The sequence below is a fragment of the Mesorhizobium sp. P2_F8 genome (genome assembly GCF_056403655.1).
The window spans coordinates 38,842-55,345 of record NZ_JBFUFB010000018.1; the positions used below are offsets into that span (position 1 = coordinate 38,842).

Sequence of the window (16,504 nt, forward strand, 5' to 3'; positions counted from 1 at the left end):
CCGCTCACGATCAGTCCTCCGCGCTGGCGTCGTCGAAGCCGATCAGGTTCCAGCTCTGGCGCATATGCGGCGGCATCGGCGCGGTGACATCGATGACGCCCTTGTCCGGGTGCGGAATGATGATGCGGCGCGCATGCAAGTGCAGGCGGTTTTGAATGCCACCAGGGAAATCCCAATTGGTGTCGGCCTCGAAATATTTCGGGTCGCCGATGATCGGGCAGCCGATATAGGCAGCATGAACACGAAGCTGGTGCGTGCGGCCGGTGTAAGGTTCCATTTCCAGCCAGGTCATCGTCTGCGCCGCCTGCTCGATGATGCGATAGTACGACACGGCGTGGTCGGCGCCCTTTTCGCCATGCGCGGCGACGCGCACGCGATCGCCATCGGGCGTCGGCTCCTTGATCAGCCAGGTCGAGATCTTGTCCTCACGCTTGGGCGGCACGCCCTTGACCAGCGCCCAATAGGTCTTCTTGGTCTCGCGGGCGCGAAACGCTTCTGACAGCTTCATGGCGGCAAGCCGGGTGCGCGCGACGACCAGCACGCCCGAAGTGTCGCGGTCGAGCCGGTGGACCAGCCGCGGCTTCTCGCCCTTCTGGTTGCGCCAGGCTTCCAGCATGTCATCGACATTGCGGGTGACGCCCGATCCGCCCTGCACTGCAAGGCCCGCCGGCTTGTTGAAGACGAAGACCTTGGGATCTTCATGGATCAGCATTTTCGCCAGGACGTCGGCATCGCCCTGGTTGCGGATCGAGTGACCGGTCAGCGCGCTCTCGCCCTTCTTGTCCACCTCAAGCGGCGGAACGCGCACCATCTGGCCGGGTTCGACGCGGGTGTCGGCCTTGACCCGGCCGCCATCGACACGGATCTGGCCGGAGCGCAGCAGCTTTTGCAGATGGCCGAAGCCCAGGCCCGGGAAATGGGTCTTGAACCAGCGATCGAGCCGCATGCCCGCCTCGCCGGCCTCTACTGTGATCTGTTCAACGCCTGCCATATTTTTCGCTTATCCGTTTCCCGAGCAGGGTTCGGCCCGCTCTTGGCGCGGCAATAACACTATGAAACGGTTCTTGCGAGCCAAAGTCCCAGAAACAGGGCGACAATGGCGCCAATGACGCTGGCAAGGGCATATCCAAACGCCGGCAGCGTGGCTCCTCGCTCCCACAAAGTCGCGAAATCGAGTGAAAACGCGGAAAAGGTAGTGAAGCCGCCAAAGATGCCGGTGGCGACGAACAGTCTGAGCTCGTTCGATCCGCCGCGGCGCGCCAGGGTGGCTATGAACAGGCCCATGGCGAACGAGCCGACGATGTTGATGGCCATCGTCCCCCAGGGATAGTTGGGGCCGACAAGGCGCAGCGCGCCGATGTTGGTGAGGTGACGAATGCCGGCGCCGATGCCGCCGCCGACCACAACGAGAAACAGATTGAACATGACCGTTTACTGCCTCCACAAGCGCGGCATGGTCAATCCCCTGAAGCTGACGACGATGCGGTTGGGATCGCGCAGACAATCGGGCGCGAGCCGCCTTTCGCGGCTATCGTCGAGTTGCTCAGAGGTCGTCAACATGATCGTCACCACTGAGGCGTTGTCCAGCCTGGGTATTTTTTCCTGAACTCGCCGTAAAGGGCATCGAGTTCCGTTTTGCTGACCGGGCGCACCTGTTCATAAAGGTAGCCCGTGACGCCGCCGGACAGTTGATATGTCGCAATGCGCTTATAGGCGGCGCCGACACCCTTCCCTTCGACAATATCCTGGTCCGGTATCGTGACGCAGATCTGCGCACCCGATTGCAAATGGGTAACAGGAGGATCGGTTACGACGACATATCTCGATTTCAATGCCTCCTGTGCGAATTGATCGCGACTATCAACCTGGCAAGACCATCCGACACGAGGGAAAAGGTCCATATCCATTTCAAACAACAGCGAGCTATTCATGACCGCGCCTGAGGCAAACACCGAGAAGCGGTCCTCGGGCCGCATTTCCGTAATGAGATCGTCGATGAGGCGCCTGTATTCGGGAAGATTGTCGAGGTGAAGAGGAAGCGTATCTTCCCTGGCAAAAACATAGCCGATCGGTGACAGCAACTGGCGGCCGATTGGGAAGAAGGTACCCAAATACGCAAACCCGGCGACGACGGCTATGACGACGGTTGACCATCGAGATTTCAGCGCCGGCATCGAAACGATCGAGACGATTGCCTGGGCATATGCAGGAAAGAGCCAAAGAAACATTGGCATCGAATGATGACGGTCCGGATCCTGCGTCCGGGTGAAGAGGAAGAAGGTCAGTACCGAGGCGAGAGCACAGAACAAAACGAAACTGTTGCGGCGTACAATGGAGATATAAAGGCCCACGATGATCAACAGCCAGTTCACATAGCTCAGCCGCGATCCCACCTGGTCGATCTGCGAAACGAAGTTGGTTTTGTATCCGCTGTAAAGGTCACCGTAGCTCGTTCCCAGAATCTTGAGGATCAGCGGTTGCTGGAAGGCCAATGCGGCTCCGGCAATCACAAAAAGCGTGCACACGCCCCCTAACGCCGCGTTCCGGAATGCCGCGAAGTCGCGGTCTTTTGCGACCTGCAACGAACAAAAGAAGGCTGCAGAAAGTGCGATCCCTATGACGGCAAATGCATACCAACGGCGCAGCATGAACGCCAACCAGAGGCATATGCCGATGCGTATCCCGTTGATCACCGGTTGGCGTGTCAGGAACCTCGATTTCCAGAGAAAATAAGTTGCCGCAGAAAGCGCCAGGCAGCCGGCAATATCCGGCAATCCACGAAGCGTCGCCGACCAGAACGGCGTGTAGAGAAAGGCCGCGATCCACACGACAAACCAGCTTCGGGGCGAAGGAGTGTCGGAGACCGCCTCCAGGTAGCTCATTCGTCCTATGAAAAGAGCGGTCGGGACCAGGTAAACGATGACTATTCCAGCGATATAGGAAAGCCTTGAACCGCCGAAAAACATGTGAAACGGCATAAGCGGCACCAGAATTGCCGCGCTGTAGTCATCCCTCGCGACAGAAGCCCGCAATTGGCTCAGCCACTGGAGCGGGCTCTCGGCCAGGAGTGAGCCATACTGGTCAAACCCATTGAAGTAAGCGGCAAAATCCCAATAGTAGACGGGCTCCTCAAGCCTTACGTACATCGCGGCGAAAGCACCGCCCAGCAACGCCGTACATATGTAGATTTTTAGCCAGAATCCGAGGGTTTCGTTCTTCGTCACTTGAGGCCGCCAAGGAAGGGAAGAGGCAGGACTGTCGAGGCAAACCGGGACTCCCGCCGATGCAGCCAGGAAGCCGTTTCGGCAAACAGGAACCCCACGCGATTCGTATCAGGAACTGTTGAGAGCTTGGCGGGATGTATACTTGAACGCGCGGCCATCGCAAGCATTCAGAACGCCCTCAGAAGACACGGGGCGGAACAGCGAGCACGGGGCGGTGGGATGAGTGGCGCGTTAAAAGCGCCTCAATGCCGCCGGCAGGGCCGGCAGCATTGACGATTTCAGGCTCAGGTCGTCCCGACCTTCTTCGGCTTGCTCGAACCGATCATCTTCCAGTTCTTGTAGAACATCGAGTTGATGCGCTCGACACTCACCGAGACGACGGCGAGCATGCCGGCGATCAGCCCGGGAACCGGGGATGGTCTGATAATGTCCATGAACACGCAGTAGCGGCGGCCATCATATTCGTTGACCGAGCGATGCAGCAGCGTGTCGTCGAAGATGAACAGCGGATTGTCATACCAGTAGTTCTTGACGTTGCCGCATTCGACGAAAATCTCCGATTTCACCGGGATCAGATTGTAGAGAATGCGCAGGCTGAGCCGCAGCGGGCCGAAGTGCCATGAAGTCGATTCGCGCTTGCTGAAGACGGAAACGGCGATGGTCTTGATGTATTTGAAGTCCTTGTTGAACTCGGCGACGTTGTCGATCTTGTGCTTGCCGTACCACTGATAGACATACATGCCGCGCCGGCCGGCGCCGAAATTGGCGTCGATGTCGGCGATGATCTCGTCCTTGCGCGCCTTGAAGATGTCCAGGACCTCATTGACCTCGCGCTGATAGTCGGCGGGGAACTGTTCCAGCTTCCAGACGCCGGGATTGCGGTAGCACAGGAGATCGACCAGCAGATTGAAAGGCGAAAGCAGCCAGGTGAAGAGGCCGTTGCCGAGGAAATAGCCCGAGAACAGCGACAGGTCCTTGCGGTCGTTGCGCAGGACATCGATGAGGCCGAGGACGATAAACACCGATGTCAGGATCGGGATGAAGTAAAAGCCAAGGGCGAGAAGCGGGATGGCAATGGCGAATTTGCGAAGGGTTTTGCGAAGGGTTCTTGTCATTTTTCCACGCGCGAAGCGCGATCCTGTTGCGAATGAGGCGCCAAAATCGTGGCAACGACCACCCCCCGGCCGTGCGCCTTGATAAGGTTTTTTGGGTCACCACACAACGGTCGCGGTATCGCGGCCGGCTGGCTGCCTTGTGAAGCCTGCCGCATTTCGGTCAATGCACCGCCGGCAGGCCAAACTCGTCCCATTTTTCCCTGGGGACCAGATCGCCAACCAGGAACTCAAAGCCGACGACGCTTTCGCCGTCCCCAGCCAACTGGCATCTGAACTTCAGGCTATACCAGTTTCTGCGACTGCGGAAAGCCGCGCCATTCGCGGCGATGGTGGTTCCAGTGATTTTTTCCTCCGCCATTGCGTAGGGCACGACCCGCTCCGGCTTGAAATCCGTACGCCATTTGCGGATCTGATCCATGGCTTCGAGATTGCACAGCTGAACCATGCGCTCGTCGGAAGTGAAGGTGGCGAGATCGGCGCGCGCCTGCCGGCTGCGCGGATCGGCCAGTGTCTTGGCCGACAGCATTTCGGTCGGCCGGATCATGGCCGGCGCGGGGGGCGGTTCGGGCGGGATCGAAGCAGGCGGAGGCGCCGCTGCAGGCGCTTCAGGCAGTGCCGGCGTCATTGGAGCAGGCGGTGGCCTTTTCGCCGCCTCGAATTGTTGCGGCGTCAGGATGTCGACCGACACCCGGTCCTCCTCGAGCCGCTTGGGCCGCTTCGGCAACGGCATCAGGGCCAGCGTCGCAGCCAGCAGCGTGTGGAGAACGACCGAAGCGGAGATGCCCCAAGGCGAAGCCTGGTTTGGAAGCGTGACGACGACCGGGGCATGCAAGCCTGCTATTCCCGCTCTTTGCGCAGCTTCGCCCAATAGTCGAGCCGCTTTCTGATGTCGCGCTCGAAGCCGCGTTCAGGCGGATCATAAAAGGTCTGCCGCCCCATCTTCTCGGGAAAATAGTCCTGGCCCGAAAAGGCATCCGGCTCGTCGTGGTCGTAGCGATAGCCAGCGCCGTAATCCTCCTCTTTCATCAGCTTGGTTGGCGCGTTGAGGATGTGTTTCGGCGGCAGCAGCGAGCCATGTTCCTTCGCCGCACGCGTGGCTGCCTTGAAGGCGGTGTAGACGGCATTGGATTTGGGCGCGGTGGCGAGATAGACGGTGGCCTCGGCAAAGGCGAGTTCGCCCTCGGGCGAGCCGAGATAGTCGTAGGCGTCCTTGGCGGCATTGGCGACGACAAGCGCCTGCGGGTCGGCAAGGCCGATGTCTTCCATGGCCATGCGCACCAGCCGACGGCCGAGATAGAGCGGGTCCTCGCCGGCATCGAACATACGCGCCAGATAATAGAGCGCGGCGTCGGGATCCGAACCGCGCACCGATTTGTGCAGCGCCGAGATCAGATTGTAGTGCCCGTCCTGGCCCTTGTCGTAGATCGGCGCGCGGCGCTGGACGATGCGCTGCAGACCTTCGGGGTTGAAGATCTCGCCTGGCTTGGCGGCTCGCCACACCTCTTCAGCAAGCGTCAGCGAGGCGCGGCCGTCGCCATCGCTCATGCGGATGAGCATCGCCCTCGCCTCGTCGTCGAGCGGCAGCGCCCTGCCCTCGGTCTCCTCGGCTCGCGCCATCAGCTTGGCGATGCTTTCCTCGCCCAATGAATGGAAGACCAGCACACGCGCGCGCGACAACAGAGCCGCGTTCAGTTCGAAGGACGGGTTTTCGGTGGTGGCACCGACGAGCACGACCGTGCCGTCCTCCATGACAGGGAGAAAAGAATCCTGCTGGGCGCGGTTGAAGCGATGGATCTCGTCAACGAACAACAAGGTCTGGCGACCGTTGGTGCGCCGCAGCTTGGCGGCTTCGAACACTTTCTTCAGGTCGGCGACGCCGGAAAACACCGCCGATATCTGCTCGAAGGCAAGGCTGGTTTCGCCGGCAAGCAACCGCGCCACCGTGGTCTTGCCGGTGCCGGGCGGTCCCCAGAAGATCATCGAGCCGAGCGAACCGGAACCAATCAGCCGGGTCAGCGCGCCATCAGGGCCGGTCAGATGCTCCTGGCCGACGACCTCGCCGAGGTTTTTCGGCCGCAGCCTGTCGGCGAGCGGCCGCCCGGGCGACGCCTTTTCCGGTTCATAGACGCTGAACAGATCGGCCATGCACTTCTTTTTGGTTGGAGCATGAACCCGAAGGGACGTGCTTTAATAACGCAATACCTGACGCAGTATCTGCCCGCCGCGCTCGACGGTAAAGCGCCACCAGCGCGTATCCGCCTGGGCGGCCTGCTCCAGGGCCGCCGCGGTATCGATGGTGGTGCCGTTCACCTCGCGCACGATATCGCCCGGCTGGAAGCCGAAATCGGCGGCCGGCGAGTCGCGGTTGATTTCGACCACGGTGACGCCCTTGATGTCGGTGCGCAGGCCAAGCTTCTGGGCAAGCCGGGGCGACAGTTCGGCGACCTTGGCGCCCGAGAACGGGCTGCGGCCGTGCAGCGTCACTTCAGCCGCCTTCATGCCTTCCGGAGCGCGCTCCAGCGCGATGTCCATCGCGGCCTGCTGGCCCTTGGTCAGAACCGCGAAATTTGCATTGGTGCCGATCGACAGCGTCGCCATACGGTAATCCAGCGCTTCGATGCTCTCGACCGACTTGCCGTTGAGCTGCATCACGACGTCGCCAGGCTTGAGCCCCGCCTTGGCGGCCGGGCCGGTCGCCTCGACCGACGAGACCAAAGCACCGGTCGGCTTCTCCATGCCGAGCGATTCGGCAATCTGCGGCGTCACCGCTTCGAACTCGGCACCGATATAGGGCCGTTCGAAGAAGTCGAGCCCGGCCTTGGCCGCATCGGCGAAGGCACGCACCATGTTGGCGGGGATGGCAAAGCCGATGCCGATCGAGCCGCCGCTGCGGCTGTAGATCGCCGTGTTGATGCCGACCAGCTGGCCGCCCATGTTGATCAGCGCACCTCCCGAATTCCCGGGATTGATGGCGGCGTCGGTCTGGATGAAGAAGCTTGAATCGGCGACGCCAATATGGCTGCGGGCAAGTGCCGAAACGATGCCGCTGGTGGTGGTCTGGCCGACACCGAAGGGATTGCCGATGGCCAGCACCAGATCGCCGACCTCGAGCGCGTCGGAATCGCCGATGGCGATGACCGGAAACGGTTTGTCCGAGGTTATCTTGAGCACTGCAAGGTCGAGTGTCTCGTCCTTCAGCATCACCTTGCTGTCGAACTCACGCCCGTCCGCGGTCGCCACCTTGACCTGGTCGGCGTCCTTGATGACGTGGTAATTGGTGACCACGATGCCGGTCGGGTCGACCAGCACACCGGAGCCCAGGGAAGACTGCGCGCGCGGCTGCGAACGGCCAAAGAACTCCTCGAAGAACGGATCGCCGTCGAAGGGCGACGTCACCTTGGCGGTCTGCGAGGCATAGACATTGACCACGGCCGGCGCCGTCTGCTTGACCAGCGGGGCGAACGACAGTTGCACCTCTTCACGGCCGAACGGCACGCGCTTGTCGGGACCGGACGTCGAGTTCTCGCCTTCGACGCCATGCAAGAGGTCGGTCAGCACGTCGGACAGGCCGGGATCGGTCTTGGTCTCCTCGGCCAATGCCTGCCTGGCCACCGGTGCGGCTGCGAACGCCATCATGGCGAAGAGCAGGACAAGGGACAGTCGGTTGGCGCGCATTCACGAATCCTCCAAGGCAAGTTCGGGGGCATTGTCCCGACGATTGTGCAAAATGAAAGGCTAAGCCGCTGAAATCCGATTATTTTATGCAGCAAAGCAGCTATAGCTCGACCTGAGCCTGAAAACCTTCGTCGGCCCTCATGAAAAGACAGTTCGTTTCATTCCGTGACTTTTTGAGGACCGGCAAACTAGGCCCGGTCTTCCATGGCATGAAAGTGATCGAGATCGCCGAAGTGCTCGGGACACCTGATCACGCCGATCCAGATTATTGGACTTTCGGAAAGCTCGAAATTTCCTTTGATGACGAGACGCCGTGCCAGATGAACTGGTTTCAAATCGAAGTAGCCGGTTGCCTCGAAGGCGATTTCGAGGTTCTTACCGAGACCCTTGCGCTTTCGCTAGATGGCTTCAATGGAAACACGAAGCCATCGGAATTCCTGGCTGCGGCCTTGTGGCCGCCAGAAGAGGTCATGGTCTTCTATACCGCGGCAGGCGGCGATATCGAGCTGAACATATGTGCCGGTCCCATCCAGATTCATTTCCGGGTTGATGCAGATTTCATCGAAGATCAGGACATCGGAAAATATCTGAACAGCGTTACGGCTTCCCAATTGATCAGCGATATCGACCATCGAACGGCGGTAGACAGCATCTACTCCTACCCGCATCCGGCAGTTGAACAGATTACACAAGCGATCGATTGGAAGCCGATTGGCGGTCGAGACTATCTCGATCTTGCCCGGTAAGGGACAGAGCCCTTCAACAATAAAAAAGGGGCCCGTGGGCCCCTTTGCATTCACTCCGGAAAACCAAGCCTTATGCGGCTGCGGCGTCCGTGTCGGTGCCTTCGGCTTCGATGCGGGCGCGGTCGCCGGCGCCCTTGGCCGAGGTGTCGCGATCGACGAACTCGATGACAGCCATCGCGGCATTGTCGCCGTGACGGAAGCCCGCCTTCATGATGCGCAGATAGCCGCCGTTGCGGGTAGCGTAGCGCGGGGCGATGGTGTCGAACAGGCGCTTGACGACGCCTTCATTGCCGATCTGCGCGATCACCTGGCGACGGGCGTGCAGGTCACCGCGCTTGCCGAGAGTCACCAGCTTCTCGACGATCGGACGCAGATCCTTCGCCTTCGGCAGGGTGGTGACGATCTGCTCGTGCTCGAGCAGCGACACGGCCAGGTTGGCGAACATCGACTTGCGGTGGCTTATGCTGCGGGCGAACCGGCGGCCCTTAAATCCGTGGCGCATGGCTCTTCTCCTTCATTGCGGGTTCAGAGGCAACGCCTCAATATTGATCTTCGTAACGCTTGGCGAGGTCTTCGATGTTTTCCGGCGGCCAGTCCGGCACTTCCATGCCGAGGTGCAGGCCCATCGCCGCCAGGACTTCCTTGATCTCGTTCAGCGACTTGCGGCCGAAGTTCGGGGTGCGCAGCATCTCGGCTTCGGTCTTCTGGATCAGGTCGCCGATATAGACGATGTTGTCGTTCTTCAGGCAGTTGGCCGAACGCACCGAAAGCTCGAGCTCGTCGACCTTCTTGAGCAGCGCCGGGTTGAAGGCGAGCTCGGTGACGGCTTCGGCGGCGACTTCCTTCTGCGGCTCGTCGAAGTTCACGAACAGGCCGAGCTGGTCCTGCAGGATGCGGGCGGCGAAAGCCACCGCGTCCTCGCCGGTGATCGAACCGTCGGTCTCGATCGTCATGGTCAGCTTGTCATAGTCGAGAACCTGGCCCTCGCGGGTGTTCTCGACCTTGTAGGAGACCTTCTTGACCGGCGAATACAGGCTGTCGACCGGGATCAGGCCGATCGGCGCGTCTTCGGCGCGGTTGCGGTCGGCCGGCACGTAACCCTTGCCGGTGTCGACGGTGAATTCCATGCGGATTTCAGCGCCTTCGTCCAGCGTGCAGATGACGTGGTCGGGGTTGAGGATTTCGACATCGCCAACCGTCTGGATGTCGCCGGCGAGAACCGCACCCGGTCCCTGCTTGCGCACGACCATGCGCTTGGGGCCATCGCCTTCCATGCGGATGGCGATTTCCTTGATGTTCAAGACGATGTCGGTCACGTCCTCACGCACGCCGGCGATGGACGAGAATTCATGCAGAACGCCGTCGATCTGCACGGCGGTAACAGCCGCACCGCGCAGCGAAGACAGAAGCACGCGGCGCAGCGCGTTGCCGAGCGTCAGGCCAAAGCCACGCTCGAGCGGCTCGGCGACCAGCGTGGTCAGCGTCTTCTTCTTCGACGAGAACTCGATCTTGTTCGGCTTGATCAGTTCCTGCCAATTTTTCTGGATCATGATGCTTTCCTTCCGTTGACCCGCCACCATCCAATCGTGGCGGGCGACCTGGAATGCCGTGGAGGAGCGCCACAAAGGGCGCTCGCGCGGCGTTCGGTAATTTTTTTAGACGCGGCGCTTCTTGCGCGGGCGGCAGCCATTGTGCGGGATCGGCGTCACATCACGGATCGAGGTGATGGTGAAGCCGGCCGCCTGCAGGGCGCGCAGTGCCGATTCACGACCGGAGCCGGGTCCGCAGACCTCGACTTCGAGCATGCGCATGCCGTGTTCCTGGGCCTTCTTGGCAACGTCCTCGGCAGCCATCTGGGCAGCGAACGGGGTCGACTTGCGCGAACCCTTGAAGCCCTGGGCACCGGCCGACGACCAGGCAATCGAATTGCCCTGTGCGTCAGTGATGGTGATCATCGTGTTGTTGAAGGTCGAATTGACGTGGGCAACGCCCGACGAGATGTTCTTGCGTTCGCGACGGCGAACACGAGCGGCTTCCTTGGCCATGATAGTCCTTTCAGTTGATCTCTACACCGCCGTAATGCCAGCGGCTCCACCTTGCAAAAGCGAGTAGGGCGTAGCGAATGGTGGGTAGAAACCTATTCGCCACGACCCAATCGCTATTTGCTCAATTACTTCTTCTTGCCGGCGATCGACTTGGCCGGGCCCTTGCGGGTGCGCGCATTGGTATGCGTGCGCTGGCCGCGAACCGGAAGCGAGCGGCGGTGACGCAGGCCGCGATAGCAGCCGAGGTCCATGAGCCGCTTGATGTTCATCGAGACTTCGCGGCGCAGGTCGCCCTCGACCTGGTAGTCGCGGTCGATGGTTTCGCGGATCTGCAGCACTTCCGCGTCGGTGAGCTGGTTGACGCGACGCTCGGCCGGGATGCCGACCTTGTCGACGATCTCCTGGGCGAACTTCTTGCCAATGCCGTGAATGTACTGAAGCGCGATGACGACGCGCTTGTTGGTCGGAATGTTGACGCCGGCTATACGAGCCATATTCTTCTCTTCTCCATGTGGGCCGGACGAACCGGCGCTATCTTAAGTTGCCCCGCGTCCGGTGGAGGCCGGCCCATGCGGGAGTTTCCAGTTCAAAGCGGCTGCCTTGCCCTTGCGGACAAGCAAAGCCGATGCCTGATAGGAAGACGGGCCGCCATACCGCAGCGAACCGCTCCCGTCAAGTGCAATCGTTTAAATTCCCCGCGTTGCGTCCCTTAGCACCGCTTCGATCTGTCCCGTCACGGCGTCGATATCGGCCATGCCGTCGACGCTGCGGAGCGTGCCCTTGGCGTAATAGTAGCCAATCAGCGGCGCCGTCTTCTTGTAGTATTCCCTCAGACGCTCCTCGAACACGGTCGGATTGTCGTCCTTGCGCACGGGCTGGCCGGCGGCTTGCGCTTCGTTGGCCCGCTTGACGATACGACCAACCAGCGCCTTGTCGTCGACGACAAGTTCAATGACCGCATCGAGGCCCTGCGAGCGATCCGAAAGCATCTGCTCAACCGCGTCCGCCTGCACCAGGGTCCGCGGATATCCGTCGAGGATGAAACCCTTCGCGCAATCCGGCTGATCGATACGTTCGGCGACGATGGCGTTGACGATGGCGTCGGAAACCAGTTCACCGGCATCCATCACCGCCTTGGCGCGTTTGCCGACTTCGGTGCCAGCCTGGACTGCAGCACGCAGCATGTCACCCGTCGAGAGCTGGGGTATGCCGTGTTTTTCTACCAGTCTTTGTGCTTGTGTCCCCTTGCCCGCCCCTGGCGGCCCAAGCAATATCAACCTCATCTGGCTTTCTTCCCCCCGCGCAGCTTCGACTTCTTGATCAGGCCTTCATACTGGTGCGCGATCAGGTGGCCCTGAATCTGCGCAACCGTATCGAGCGTGACACTGACCACGATCAGAAGCGATGTGCCACCAAGGTAGAATGGTACGCCAGTCGCCGAGATCAGGAACTCCGGCAGCAAGCACACCAGCACCAGATAGATGGCGCCGACGACGGTGATGCGGGTGAGAACGTAGTCGATGTAATCGGCGGTGCGCTCGCCCGGACGATAGCCCGGGATGAAGCCCGAATGCTTCTTGAGCTGGTCGGCGGTGTCCTTCGGGTTGAAGACAATCGCAGTGTAGAAGAAGGCGAAGAACACGATCATCGCCGCGTAGAATGCCATGTAGAGCGGCTGGCCGTGGCCGAGCGACGCCAGCACGGTGCTGGCCCAGGCCGGCATGTTGGTCGTCTGCGAGAAGCCGGCGACGGTGGCCGGCAGCAACAGCAGCGACGACGCGAAGATCGGCGGAATGACGCCTGACGTGTTGAGCTTCAGCGGCAGATGCGAGGTATCGCCCTGGAACATGCGGTTGCCGACCTGGCGCTTCGGATACTGGATCAGCAAGCGGCGCTGGGCGCGCTCGAAGAACACGATCAAGGCGATGACGACAACGGCCAGCACGATGATCGCCAGGATCAGGCCGGTCGACAGCGCGCCGGTACGGCCAAGCTCCAGCGTGCCGGAGATGGCATGCGGCAGGCCGGCGACGATGCCGGAGAAGATGATCAGCGAGATGCCGTTGCCGATGCCGCGGGCGGTGATCTGTTCGCCCAGCCACATCAGGAACATGGTGCCGCCGACCAGCGTCACGACGGTCGAGATGCGGAAGAACATGCCGGGATCGCTGACGATGCCGTTGCCGCCCTCCAGGCCGACCGAAATGCCATAGGCCTGAACCAGCGCAAGCAGCACGGTGCCGTAGCGCGTGTATTGGTTGATGACCTTGCGGCCCTGTTCGCCTTCCTTCTTCAGCGCTTCCAGCGACGGGATAACCGACGTCATCAGCTGCATGATGATGGAGGCGGAGATGTAAGGCATGATGCCGAGCGCAAAGATCGCCATGCGCTGCACGGCGCCGCCGGCGAACATGTTGAACATGCCGAGCACGCCCTTGCTCTGCGATGAGAAGGCCTGAGCGAAGGCGTCGGGATTGATGCCGGGAAGCGGAATATAGGTGCCGAGGCGATAGACAAGCAACGCGCCGATGGTGAACCAGATGCGTTTCTTCAGGTCCTCCGCTTTGGCGAAGGCCGAGAAATTCAGATTCGAGGCTAGTTGTTCAGCAGCCGAAGCCATGCCTGATTCTCCGCTTGGTAACGCTTGATGGCCCTTGAGCTCAGGCGGCGCGTTTCACCGAAGCTCACGAGATAAGCTCCGGGCTCTAAACATGCAAGCGGCCGCGTTGACGCGGCCGCCTAATTGAGCAGATCAAAGCACGATCGTGAGCAAAAACGGATCCCGCTCGCGCTTCAAATTGCCGTTACTCGGCAGCTGCCTTTTCCGGCAACTTGACCGAGCCGCCGGCCTTCTCGATCTTCTCGATCGCGGCCTTGGAGGCGCCGGCGACGTCAAAGGCGAGCTTCGCCTTGATCTCGCCGTCCGAGAGGATGCGCACGCCGTCCTTGACGCGGCGGATTACGCCGGCAGCGACCAGCGATTCAGCCGTCACGGTTGCCTTGGCGTCGAGCTTCTTGGCGTCGATGGCCACCTGGATACGGGCCAGCGAGACGACGGTGAAGCTCTTGGCGAAAATGTTGTTGAAGCCACGCTTCGGCAGACGCCTGTAGAGCGGCATCTGGCCACCCTCGAAGCCGTTGATGGCGACACCGGAGCGCGCCTTCTGGCCCTTGACGCCGCGACCGCCGGTCTTGCCGGAGCCGGAGCCGATGCCACGGCCGAGACGCTTCTTGGAGTGCGTCGCGCCGTCCTTGTCACGCAGATCGTTGAGTTTCATCTGGGTTCTCCTGCGCTCTGGCTCAGCCCTCGTCCACGACGCGGACGAGATGCTGGACGGCAGCGATCATGCCGCGCACGGAGGGTGTGTCTTCCAGCGTGCGCTGCTTGTGCATCTTGTTGAGGCCGAGCCCGACCAGCGTCGCGCGCTGTTCCTTCGGGCGGCGGATCGGCGAGCCGATCTGCTCAACGGTGACGGTCTTTGTTGCTTTCTTGGCCATGGTCAAAATCCCTGGTCAGATCGACTATTCTTCAGCCGCAACGGCGGTGCCGCGGCGGGCCTGAAGGGTCGAATACTTGATGCCACGAGCAGCAGCCACATCCTTGGGATGCATCTGGCTCTTCAGCGCGTCGAAGGTGGCGCGAACCATGTTGTAGGGGTTCGACGAACCCATCGACTTGGCAACCACGTCATGCATGCCGAGCGTCTCGAAGACGGCGCGCATCGGGCCACCGGCGATGATGCCGGTACCTTGCTTGGCAGCGCGCAGCAGAACGCGTCCCGCTCCCCAGCGTCCTTCGACGTCGTGGTGCAGCGTACGACCCGAGCGCAGCGGCACGAAGATCATGTCGCGCTTGGCCGATTCAGTTGCCTTGCGGATAGCTTCCGGCACTTCGCGCGCCTTGCCGTGACCAAAGCCGACACGGCCCTTCTGGTCGCCGACGACGACGAGTGCTGCAAAACCAAAGCGACGGCCGCCCTTGACGACCTTGGCGACGCGGTTGATGTGGACGAGCTTGTCCACCATGCCGTCATCGCGTTCTTCACGATCGCGGCCGCGGCCGCCATCCCTACGTTCCTGTGCCATATCCTGTTCCTTGTTTTTTTCCGGAAGCACGGTTGCTGATAAGATCCGGCGCCTCTGTGGGTCACCGGGGGCGAAATTCCTTGGATTTAGAAGCTCAGACCACCTTCACGGGCGGCCTCGGCGAGCGCCTTGACGCGGCCGTGATAGATGTAGGCGCCGCGGTCGAAGACGACTTCCTTGACGCCGGCCTTGGTGGCGCGCTCGGCGATCAGCTTGCCGATGGCGGCGGCAGCGGCGGTGTCGGCGCCGGTCTTGAGCGAACCCTTGAGGTCCTTCTCGAGCGTCGAGGCAGCGACGATGGTGTGGCCCTTGGCGTCGTCGATGACCTGCACGTAGATGTTCTTCGACGTGCGGTGAACCGACAGACGCGGACGCTCGCCGGCGACCTTCTTGATCTGACGACGGACGCGCTGCGCACGGCGCTGCGTGGATTCCTTGGTACCCATGATAGTCTTCCTTGCCTTCAAAAAACGGGGGCTGCCATATGCGGTAGGCGAAAGCGCCTCCCGCGACCGCTCCCCGCGGCGTTACACTTCTTTGGCTTGGCCCTTTCCGAAAAGTCTGCAACTTTTCGGGGCCATGCCCACTACTTCTTCTTGCCTTCCTTGCGGACGATCTTCTCGCCAGCGTAGCGGACGCCCTTGCCCTTGTAGGGCTCGGGACCGCGGTATTCGCGGATCTCGGCGGCAACCTGGCCGACCTGCTGCTTGTCGATGCCGGTCACGGTGATTTCCGTCGGCTTCGGCACAGCGATCGTGATGCCCGCCGGCGTCTCGTAGACGACGTCATGGCTGAAGCCAAGTGCCAGCTGCAGGTTCTTGCCCTGCATGGCGGCGCGATAGCCGACGCCGGTGATCTCGAGCTTCTTCTCGAAGCCGTCCTTCACACCCTGCAGGATGTTGACGATCTGCGTGCGCGACATGCCCCACTTGGAGCGCGCCGTCTTGGTCTGGTCACGCGGCTGGACAGCGATCTCGCTACCTTCCATCTTGACCAGCACTTCTTCGTTCACCACGAACTTCAACTCGCCCTTGGGGCCCTTCGCCGTCACGGTCTGGCCGTTGACGGTCGCGGTCACGCCCTGCGGCAGCGAAACGGGTTTCTTTCCAATACGAGACATTTTGTTGTCCTCGTCACTTCTCTTGTTTCAGGTCTCTGTCTTCGGGCATGACCCCGAAGACCGGATTCCAATTTTTCCGATCACGCCAGATCAGAAGATCTGGCAGAGGATTTCACCACCGACGTTCTGTTCACGCGCTTCGTGGTCGGCCATCACGCCCTTCGGTGTCGAAAGGATGGCGATGCCGAGGCCGTTGGCGACGTGCGGAATCGACTTGGCCGAAACGTAGACGCGGCGGCCGGGCTTCGAAACGCGGGCGATTTCGCGCACGACGGGCGCGCCGTCGAAATACTTCAGCTCGATCTCGATTTCGGACTTGCCGTTGTCGAAGTCGGTCTGGCTGTAATCGCGGATATAGCCTTCAGCCTTCAGCACGTCGAGGACGCGGGTACGCAGGCGCGAGGCCGGCGTCGAGACGCTCGACTTCTTGCGGCCGTAGGCGTTGCGGATGCGGGTCAGCATATCGCCGAGAGGATCGCTCAATGACATGTTA

The 16,504-nt window shown here is 61.1% G+C and carries 21 protein-coding genes; 1 reads left to right on the plus strand and 20 read right to left on the minus strand.

Features of this window, described 5'->3' with window-relative positions; translation table 11 throughout:
- Window positions 1–10 precede the first annotated feature (10 nt).
- The 8 genes from AC1DZP_RS30755 to AC1DZP_RS30790 form a co-directional block, all read right to left on the minus strand.
- The gene (locus AC1DZP_RS30755) at window positions 11–991 is read right to left on the minus strand and encodes an RluA family pseudouridine synthase (RefSeq protein WP_256753646.1); all 981 of its coding nucleotides are present in this window, start codon (window positions 989–991) and stop codon (window positions 11–13) included.
- A gap of 59 nt (window positions 992–1,050) precedes the next feature.
- Window positions 1,051–1,425 carry a fluoride efflux transporter CrcB gene (gene crcB / locus AC1DZP_RS30760; protein ID WP_477307607.1) on the minus strand — a complete coding sequence of 125 codons (375 nt, stop codon included), beginning with the start codon at window positions 1,423–1,425 and terminating at the stop codon, window positions 1,051–1,053.
- Window positions 1,426–1,431: 6 nt separating this feature from the next.
- The gene (locus AC1DZP_RS30765; protein ID WP_477307609.1) at window positions 1,432–1,560 is read right to left on the minus strand and encodes a hypothetical protein; all 129 of its coding nucleotides are present in this window, start codon (window positions 1,558–1,560) and stop codon (window positions 1,432–1,434) included.
- A 5-nt stretch (window positions 1,561–1,565) separates the two neighbouring features.
- On the minus strand, window positions 1,566–3,224 hold the full coding sequence (locus tag AC1DZP_RS30770) for a hypothetical protein (RefSeq protein ID WP_477307611.1): 1,659 nt from the start codon (window positions 3,222–3,224) through the stop codon (window positions 1,566–1,568).
- Between the two features lie 284 nt (window positions 3,225–3,508).
- Entirely contained in the window at window positions 3,509–4,339 is an 831-nt protein-coding gene (locus tag AC1DZP_RS30775; protein ID WP_477307613.1) for an aspartyl/asparaginyl beta-hydroxylase domain-containing protein, read from the minus strand.
- Between the two features lie 160 nt (window positions 4,340–4,499).
- A complete protein-coding gene (locus tag AC1DZP_RS30780; protein ID WP_477307615.1) occupies window positions 4,500–5,171 on the minus strand; it encodes a DUF930 domain-containing protein in 672 nt (223 codons plus the stop codon).
- 5 nt (window positions 5,172–5,176) lie between these two features.
- Complete coding sequence (locus AC1DZP_RS30785) at window positions 5,177–6,484, minus strand: replication-associated recombination protein A (protein ID WP_477307617.1); 1,308 nt, start codon at window positions 6,482–6,484, stop codon at window positions 5,177–5,179.
- 42 nt (window positions 6,485–6,526) lie between these two features.
- Entirely contained in the window at window positions 6,527–8,014 is a 1,488-nt protein-coding gene (locus AC1DZP_RS30790; protein WP_477307619.1) for a DegQ family serine endoprotease, read from the minus strand.
- A gap of 140 nt (window positions 8,015–8,154) precedes the next feature.
- On the opposite strand from AC1DZP_RS30790, the gene AC1DZP_RS30795 reads away from it, so the two are divergent.
- On the plus strand, window positions 8,155–8,760 hold the full coding sequence (locus AC1DZP_RS30795) for a hypothetical protein (protein WP_477307621.1): 606 nt from the start codon (window positions 8,155–8,157) through the stop codon (window positions 8,758–8,760).
- A 70-nt stretch (window positions 8,761–8,830) separates the two neighbouring features.
- Here the strand turns inward: AC1DZP_RS30795 and rplQ are convergent, their stop codons facing one another.
- From rplQ to rpsH, 12 genes are all read right to left on the minus strand, one after another.
- Window positions 8,831–9,262: a 50S ribosomal protein L17 gene (gene rplQ, locus AC1DZP_RS30800; protein WP_477307623.1), complete on the minus strand. Its 432-nt coding sequence runs from the start codon at window positions 9,260–9,262 to the stop codon at window positions 8,831–8,833.
- Window positions 9,263–9,299: 37 nt separating this feature from the next.
- A complete protein-coding gene (locus tag AC1DZP_RS30805; protein WP_013531438.1) occupies window positions 9,300–10,310 on the minus strand; it encodes a DNA-directed RNA polymerase subunit alpha in 1,011 nt (336 codons plus the stop codon).
- Window positions 10,311–10,415: 105 nt separating this feature from the next.
- On the minus strand, window positions 10,416–10,805 hold the full coding sequence (gene rpsK, locus AC1DZP_RS30810) for a 30S ribosomal protein S11 (protein ID WP_006205444.1): 390 nt from the start codon (window positions 10,803–10,805) through the stop codon (window positions 10,416–10,418).
- Window positions 10,806–10,930: 125 nt separating this feature from the next.
- A complete protein-coding gene (rpsM, locus tag AC1DZP_RS30815; RefSeq protein WP_006205445.1) occupies window positions 10,931–11,299 on the minus strand; it encodes a 30S ribosomal protein S13 in 369 nt (122 codons plus the stop codon).
- 192 nt (window positions 11,300–11,491) lie between these two features.
- The gene (locus tag AC1DZP_RS30820; RefSeq protein ID WP_095089687.1) at window positions 11,492–12,088 is read right to left on the minus strand and encodes an adenylate kinase; all 597 of its coding nucleotides are present in this window, start codon (window positions 12,086–12,088) and stop codon (window positions 11,492–11,494) included.
- Window positions 12,085–13,425, minus strand: a complete 1,341-nt coding sequence (gene secY / locus AC1DZP_RS30825) for a preprotein translocase subunit SecY (RefSeq protein WP_379097713.1) — start codon at window positions 13,423–13,425, stop codon at window positions 12,085–12,087. The genes AC1DZP_RS30820 and secY overlap by 4 nt, the downstream gene beginning before the upstream one ends.
- Window positions 13,426–13,609: 184 nt before the next feature.
- Complete coding sequence (gene rplO / locus AC1DZP_RS30830) at window positions 13,610–14,083, minus strand: 50S ribosomal protein L15 (RefSeq protein ID WP_027028844.1); 474 nt, start codon at window positions 14,081–14,083, stop codon at window positions 13,610–13,612.
- A gap of 22 nt (window positions 14,084–14,105) precedes the next feature.
- Window positions 14,106–14,303, minus strand: a complete 198-nt coding sequence (gene rpmD, locus AC1DZP_RS30835) for a 50S ribosomal protein L30 (protein WP_023736690.1) — start codon at window positions 14,301–14,303, stop codon at window positions 14,106–14,108.
- A gap of 24 nt (window positions 14,304–14,327) precedes the next feature.
- Window positions 14,328–14,891, minus strand: coding sequence for a 30S ribosomal protein S5 (gene rpsE, locus AC1DZP_RS30840; RefSeq protein WP_006333394.1), 564 nt, complete (start codon window positions 14,889–14,891; stop codon window positions 14,328–14,330).
- An 86-nt stretch (window positions 14,892–14,977) separates the two neighbouring features.
- The gene (gene rplR / locus AC1DZP_RS30845; protein ID WP_023757972.1) at window positions 14,978–15,337 is read right to left on the minus strand and encodes a 50S ribosomal protein L18; all 360 of its coding nucleotides are present in this window, start codon (window positions 15,335–15,337) and stop codon (window positions 14,978–14,980) included.
- A 140-nt stretch (window positions 15,338–15,477) separates the two neighbouring features.
- On the minus strand, window positions 15,478–16,011 hold the full coding sequence (gene rplF / locus AC1DZP_RS30850) for a 50S ribosomal protein L6 (protein ID WP_095089683.1): 534 nt from the start codon (window positions 16,009–16,011) through the stop codon (window positions 15,478–15,480).
- A gap of 90 nt (window positions 16,012–16,101) precedes the next feature.
- Window positions 16,102–16,500 (minus strand): 30S ribosomal protein S8, encoded by a 399-nt coding sequence (rpsH, locus tag AC1DZP_RS30855; protein ID WP_006205453.1) that lies wholly within the window; start codon window positions 16,498–16,500, stop codon window positions 16,102–16,104.
- Window positions 16,501–16,504: the final 4 nt, after the last annotated feature.

Bases quoted from the DNA above. Each gene is read 5' to 3' on its own strand.
- AC1DZP_RS30755 (WP_256753646.1), bottom strand. From the start codon at position 991: ATGGCAGGCGTTGAACAGATCACAGTAGAGGCCGGCGAGGCGGGCATG.
- crcB (WP_477307607.1), bottom strand. From the start codon at position 1,425: ATGTTCAATCTGTTTCTCGTTGTGGTCGGCGGCGGCATCGGCGCCGGC.
- AC1DZP_RS30765 (WP_477307609.1), bottom strand. From the start codon at position 1,560: ATGTTGACGACCTCTGAGCAACTCGACGATAGCCGCGAAAGGCGGCTC.
- AC1DZP_RS30775 (WP_477307613.1), bottom strand. From the start codon at position 4,339: ATGACAAGAACCCTTCGCAAAACCCTTCGCAAATTCGCCATTGCCATC.
- AC1DZP_RS30785 (WP_477307617.1), bottom strand. From the start codon at position 6,484: ATGGCCGATCTGTTCAGCGTCTATGAACCGGAAAAGGCGTCGCCCGGG.
- AC1DZP_RS30790 (WP_477307619.1), bottom strand. From the start codon at position 8,014: ATGCGCGCCAACCGACTGTCCCTTGTCCTGCTCTTCGCCATGATGGCG.
- AC1DZP_RS30795 (WP_477307621.1), top strand. From the start codon at position 8,155: ATGAAAAGACAGTTCGTTTCATTCCGTGACTTTTTGAGGACCGGCAAA.
- rplQ (WP_477307623.1), bottom strand. From the start codon at position 9,262: ATGCGCCACGGATTTAAGGGCCGCCGGTTCGCCCGCAGCATAAGCCAC.
- AC1DZP_RS30805 (WP_013531438.1), bottom strand. From the start codon at position 10,310: ATGATCCAGAAAAATTGGCAGGAACTGATCAAGCCGAACAAGATCGAG.
- rpsK (WP_006205444.1), bottom strand. From the start codon at position 10,805: ATGGCCAAGGAAGCCGCTCGTGTTCGCCGTCGCGAACGCAAGAACATC.
- rpsM (WP_006205445.1), bottom strand. From the start codon at position 11,299: ATGGCTCGTATAGCCGGCGTCAACATTCCGACCAACAAGCGCGTCGTC.
- AC1DZP_RS30820 (WP_095089687.1), bottom strand. From the start codon at position 12,088: ATGAGGTTGATATTGCTTGGGCCGCCAGGGGCGGGCAAGGGGACACAA.
- secY (WP_379097713.1), bottom strand. From the start codon at position 13,425: ATGGCTTCGGCTGCTGAACAACTAGCCTCGAATCTGAATTTCTCGGCC.
- rplO (WP_027028844.1), bottom strand. From the start codon at position 14,083: ATGAAACTCAACGATCTGCGTGACAAGGACGGCGCGACGCACTCCAAG.
- rpmD (WP_023736690.1), bottom strand. From the start codon at position 14,303: ATGGCCAAGAAAGCAACAAAGACCGTCACCGTTGAGCAGATCGGCTCG.
- rpsE (WP_006333394.1), bottom strand. From the start codon at position 14,891: ATGGCACAGGAACGTAGGGATGGCGGCCGCGGCCGCGATCGTGAAGAA.
- rplR (WP_023757972.1), bottom strand. From the start codon at position 15,337: ATGGGTACCAAGGAATCCACGCAGCGCCGTGCGCAGCGCGTCCGTCGT.
- rplF (WP_095089683.1), bottom strand. From the start codon at position 16,011: ATGTCTCGTATTGGAAAGAAACCCGTTTCGCTGCCGCAGGGCGTGACC.
- rpsH (WP_006205453.1), bottom strand. From the start codon at position 16,500: ATGTCATTGAGCGATCCTCTCGGCGATATGCTGACCCGCATCCGCAAC.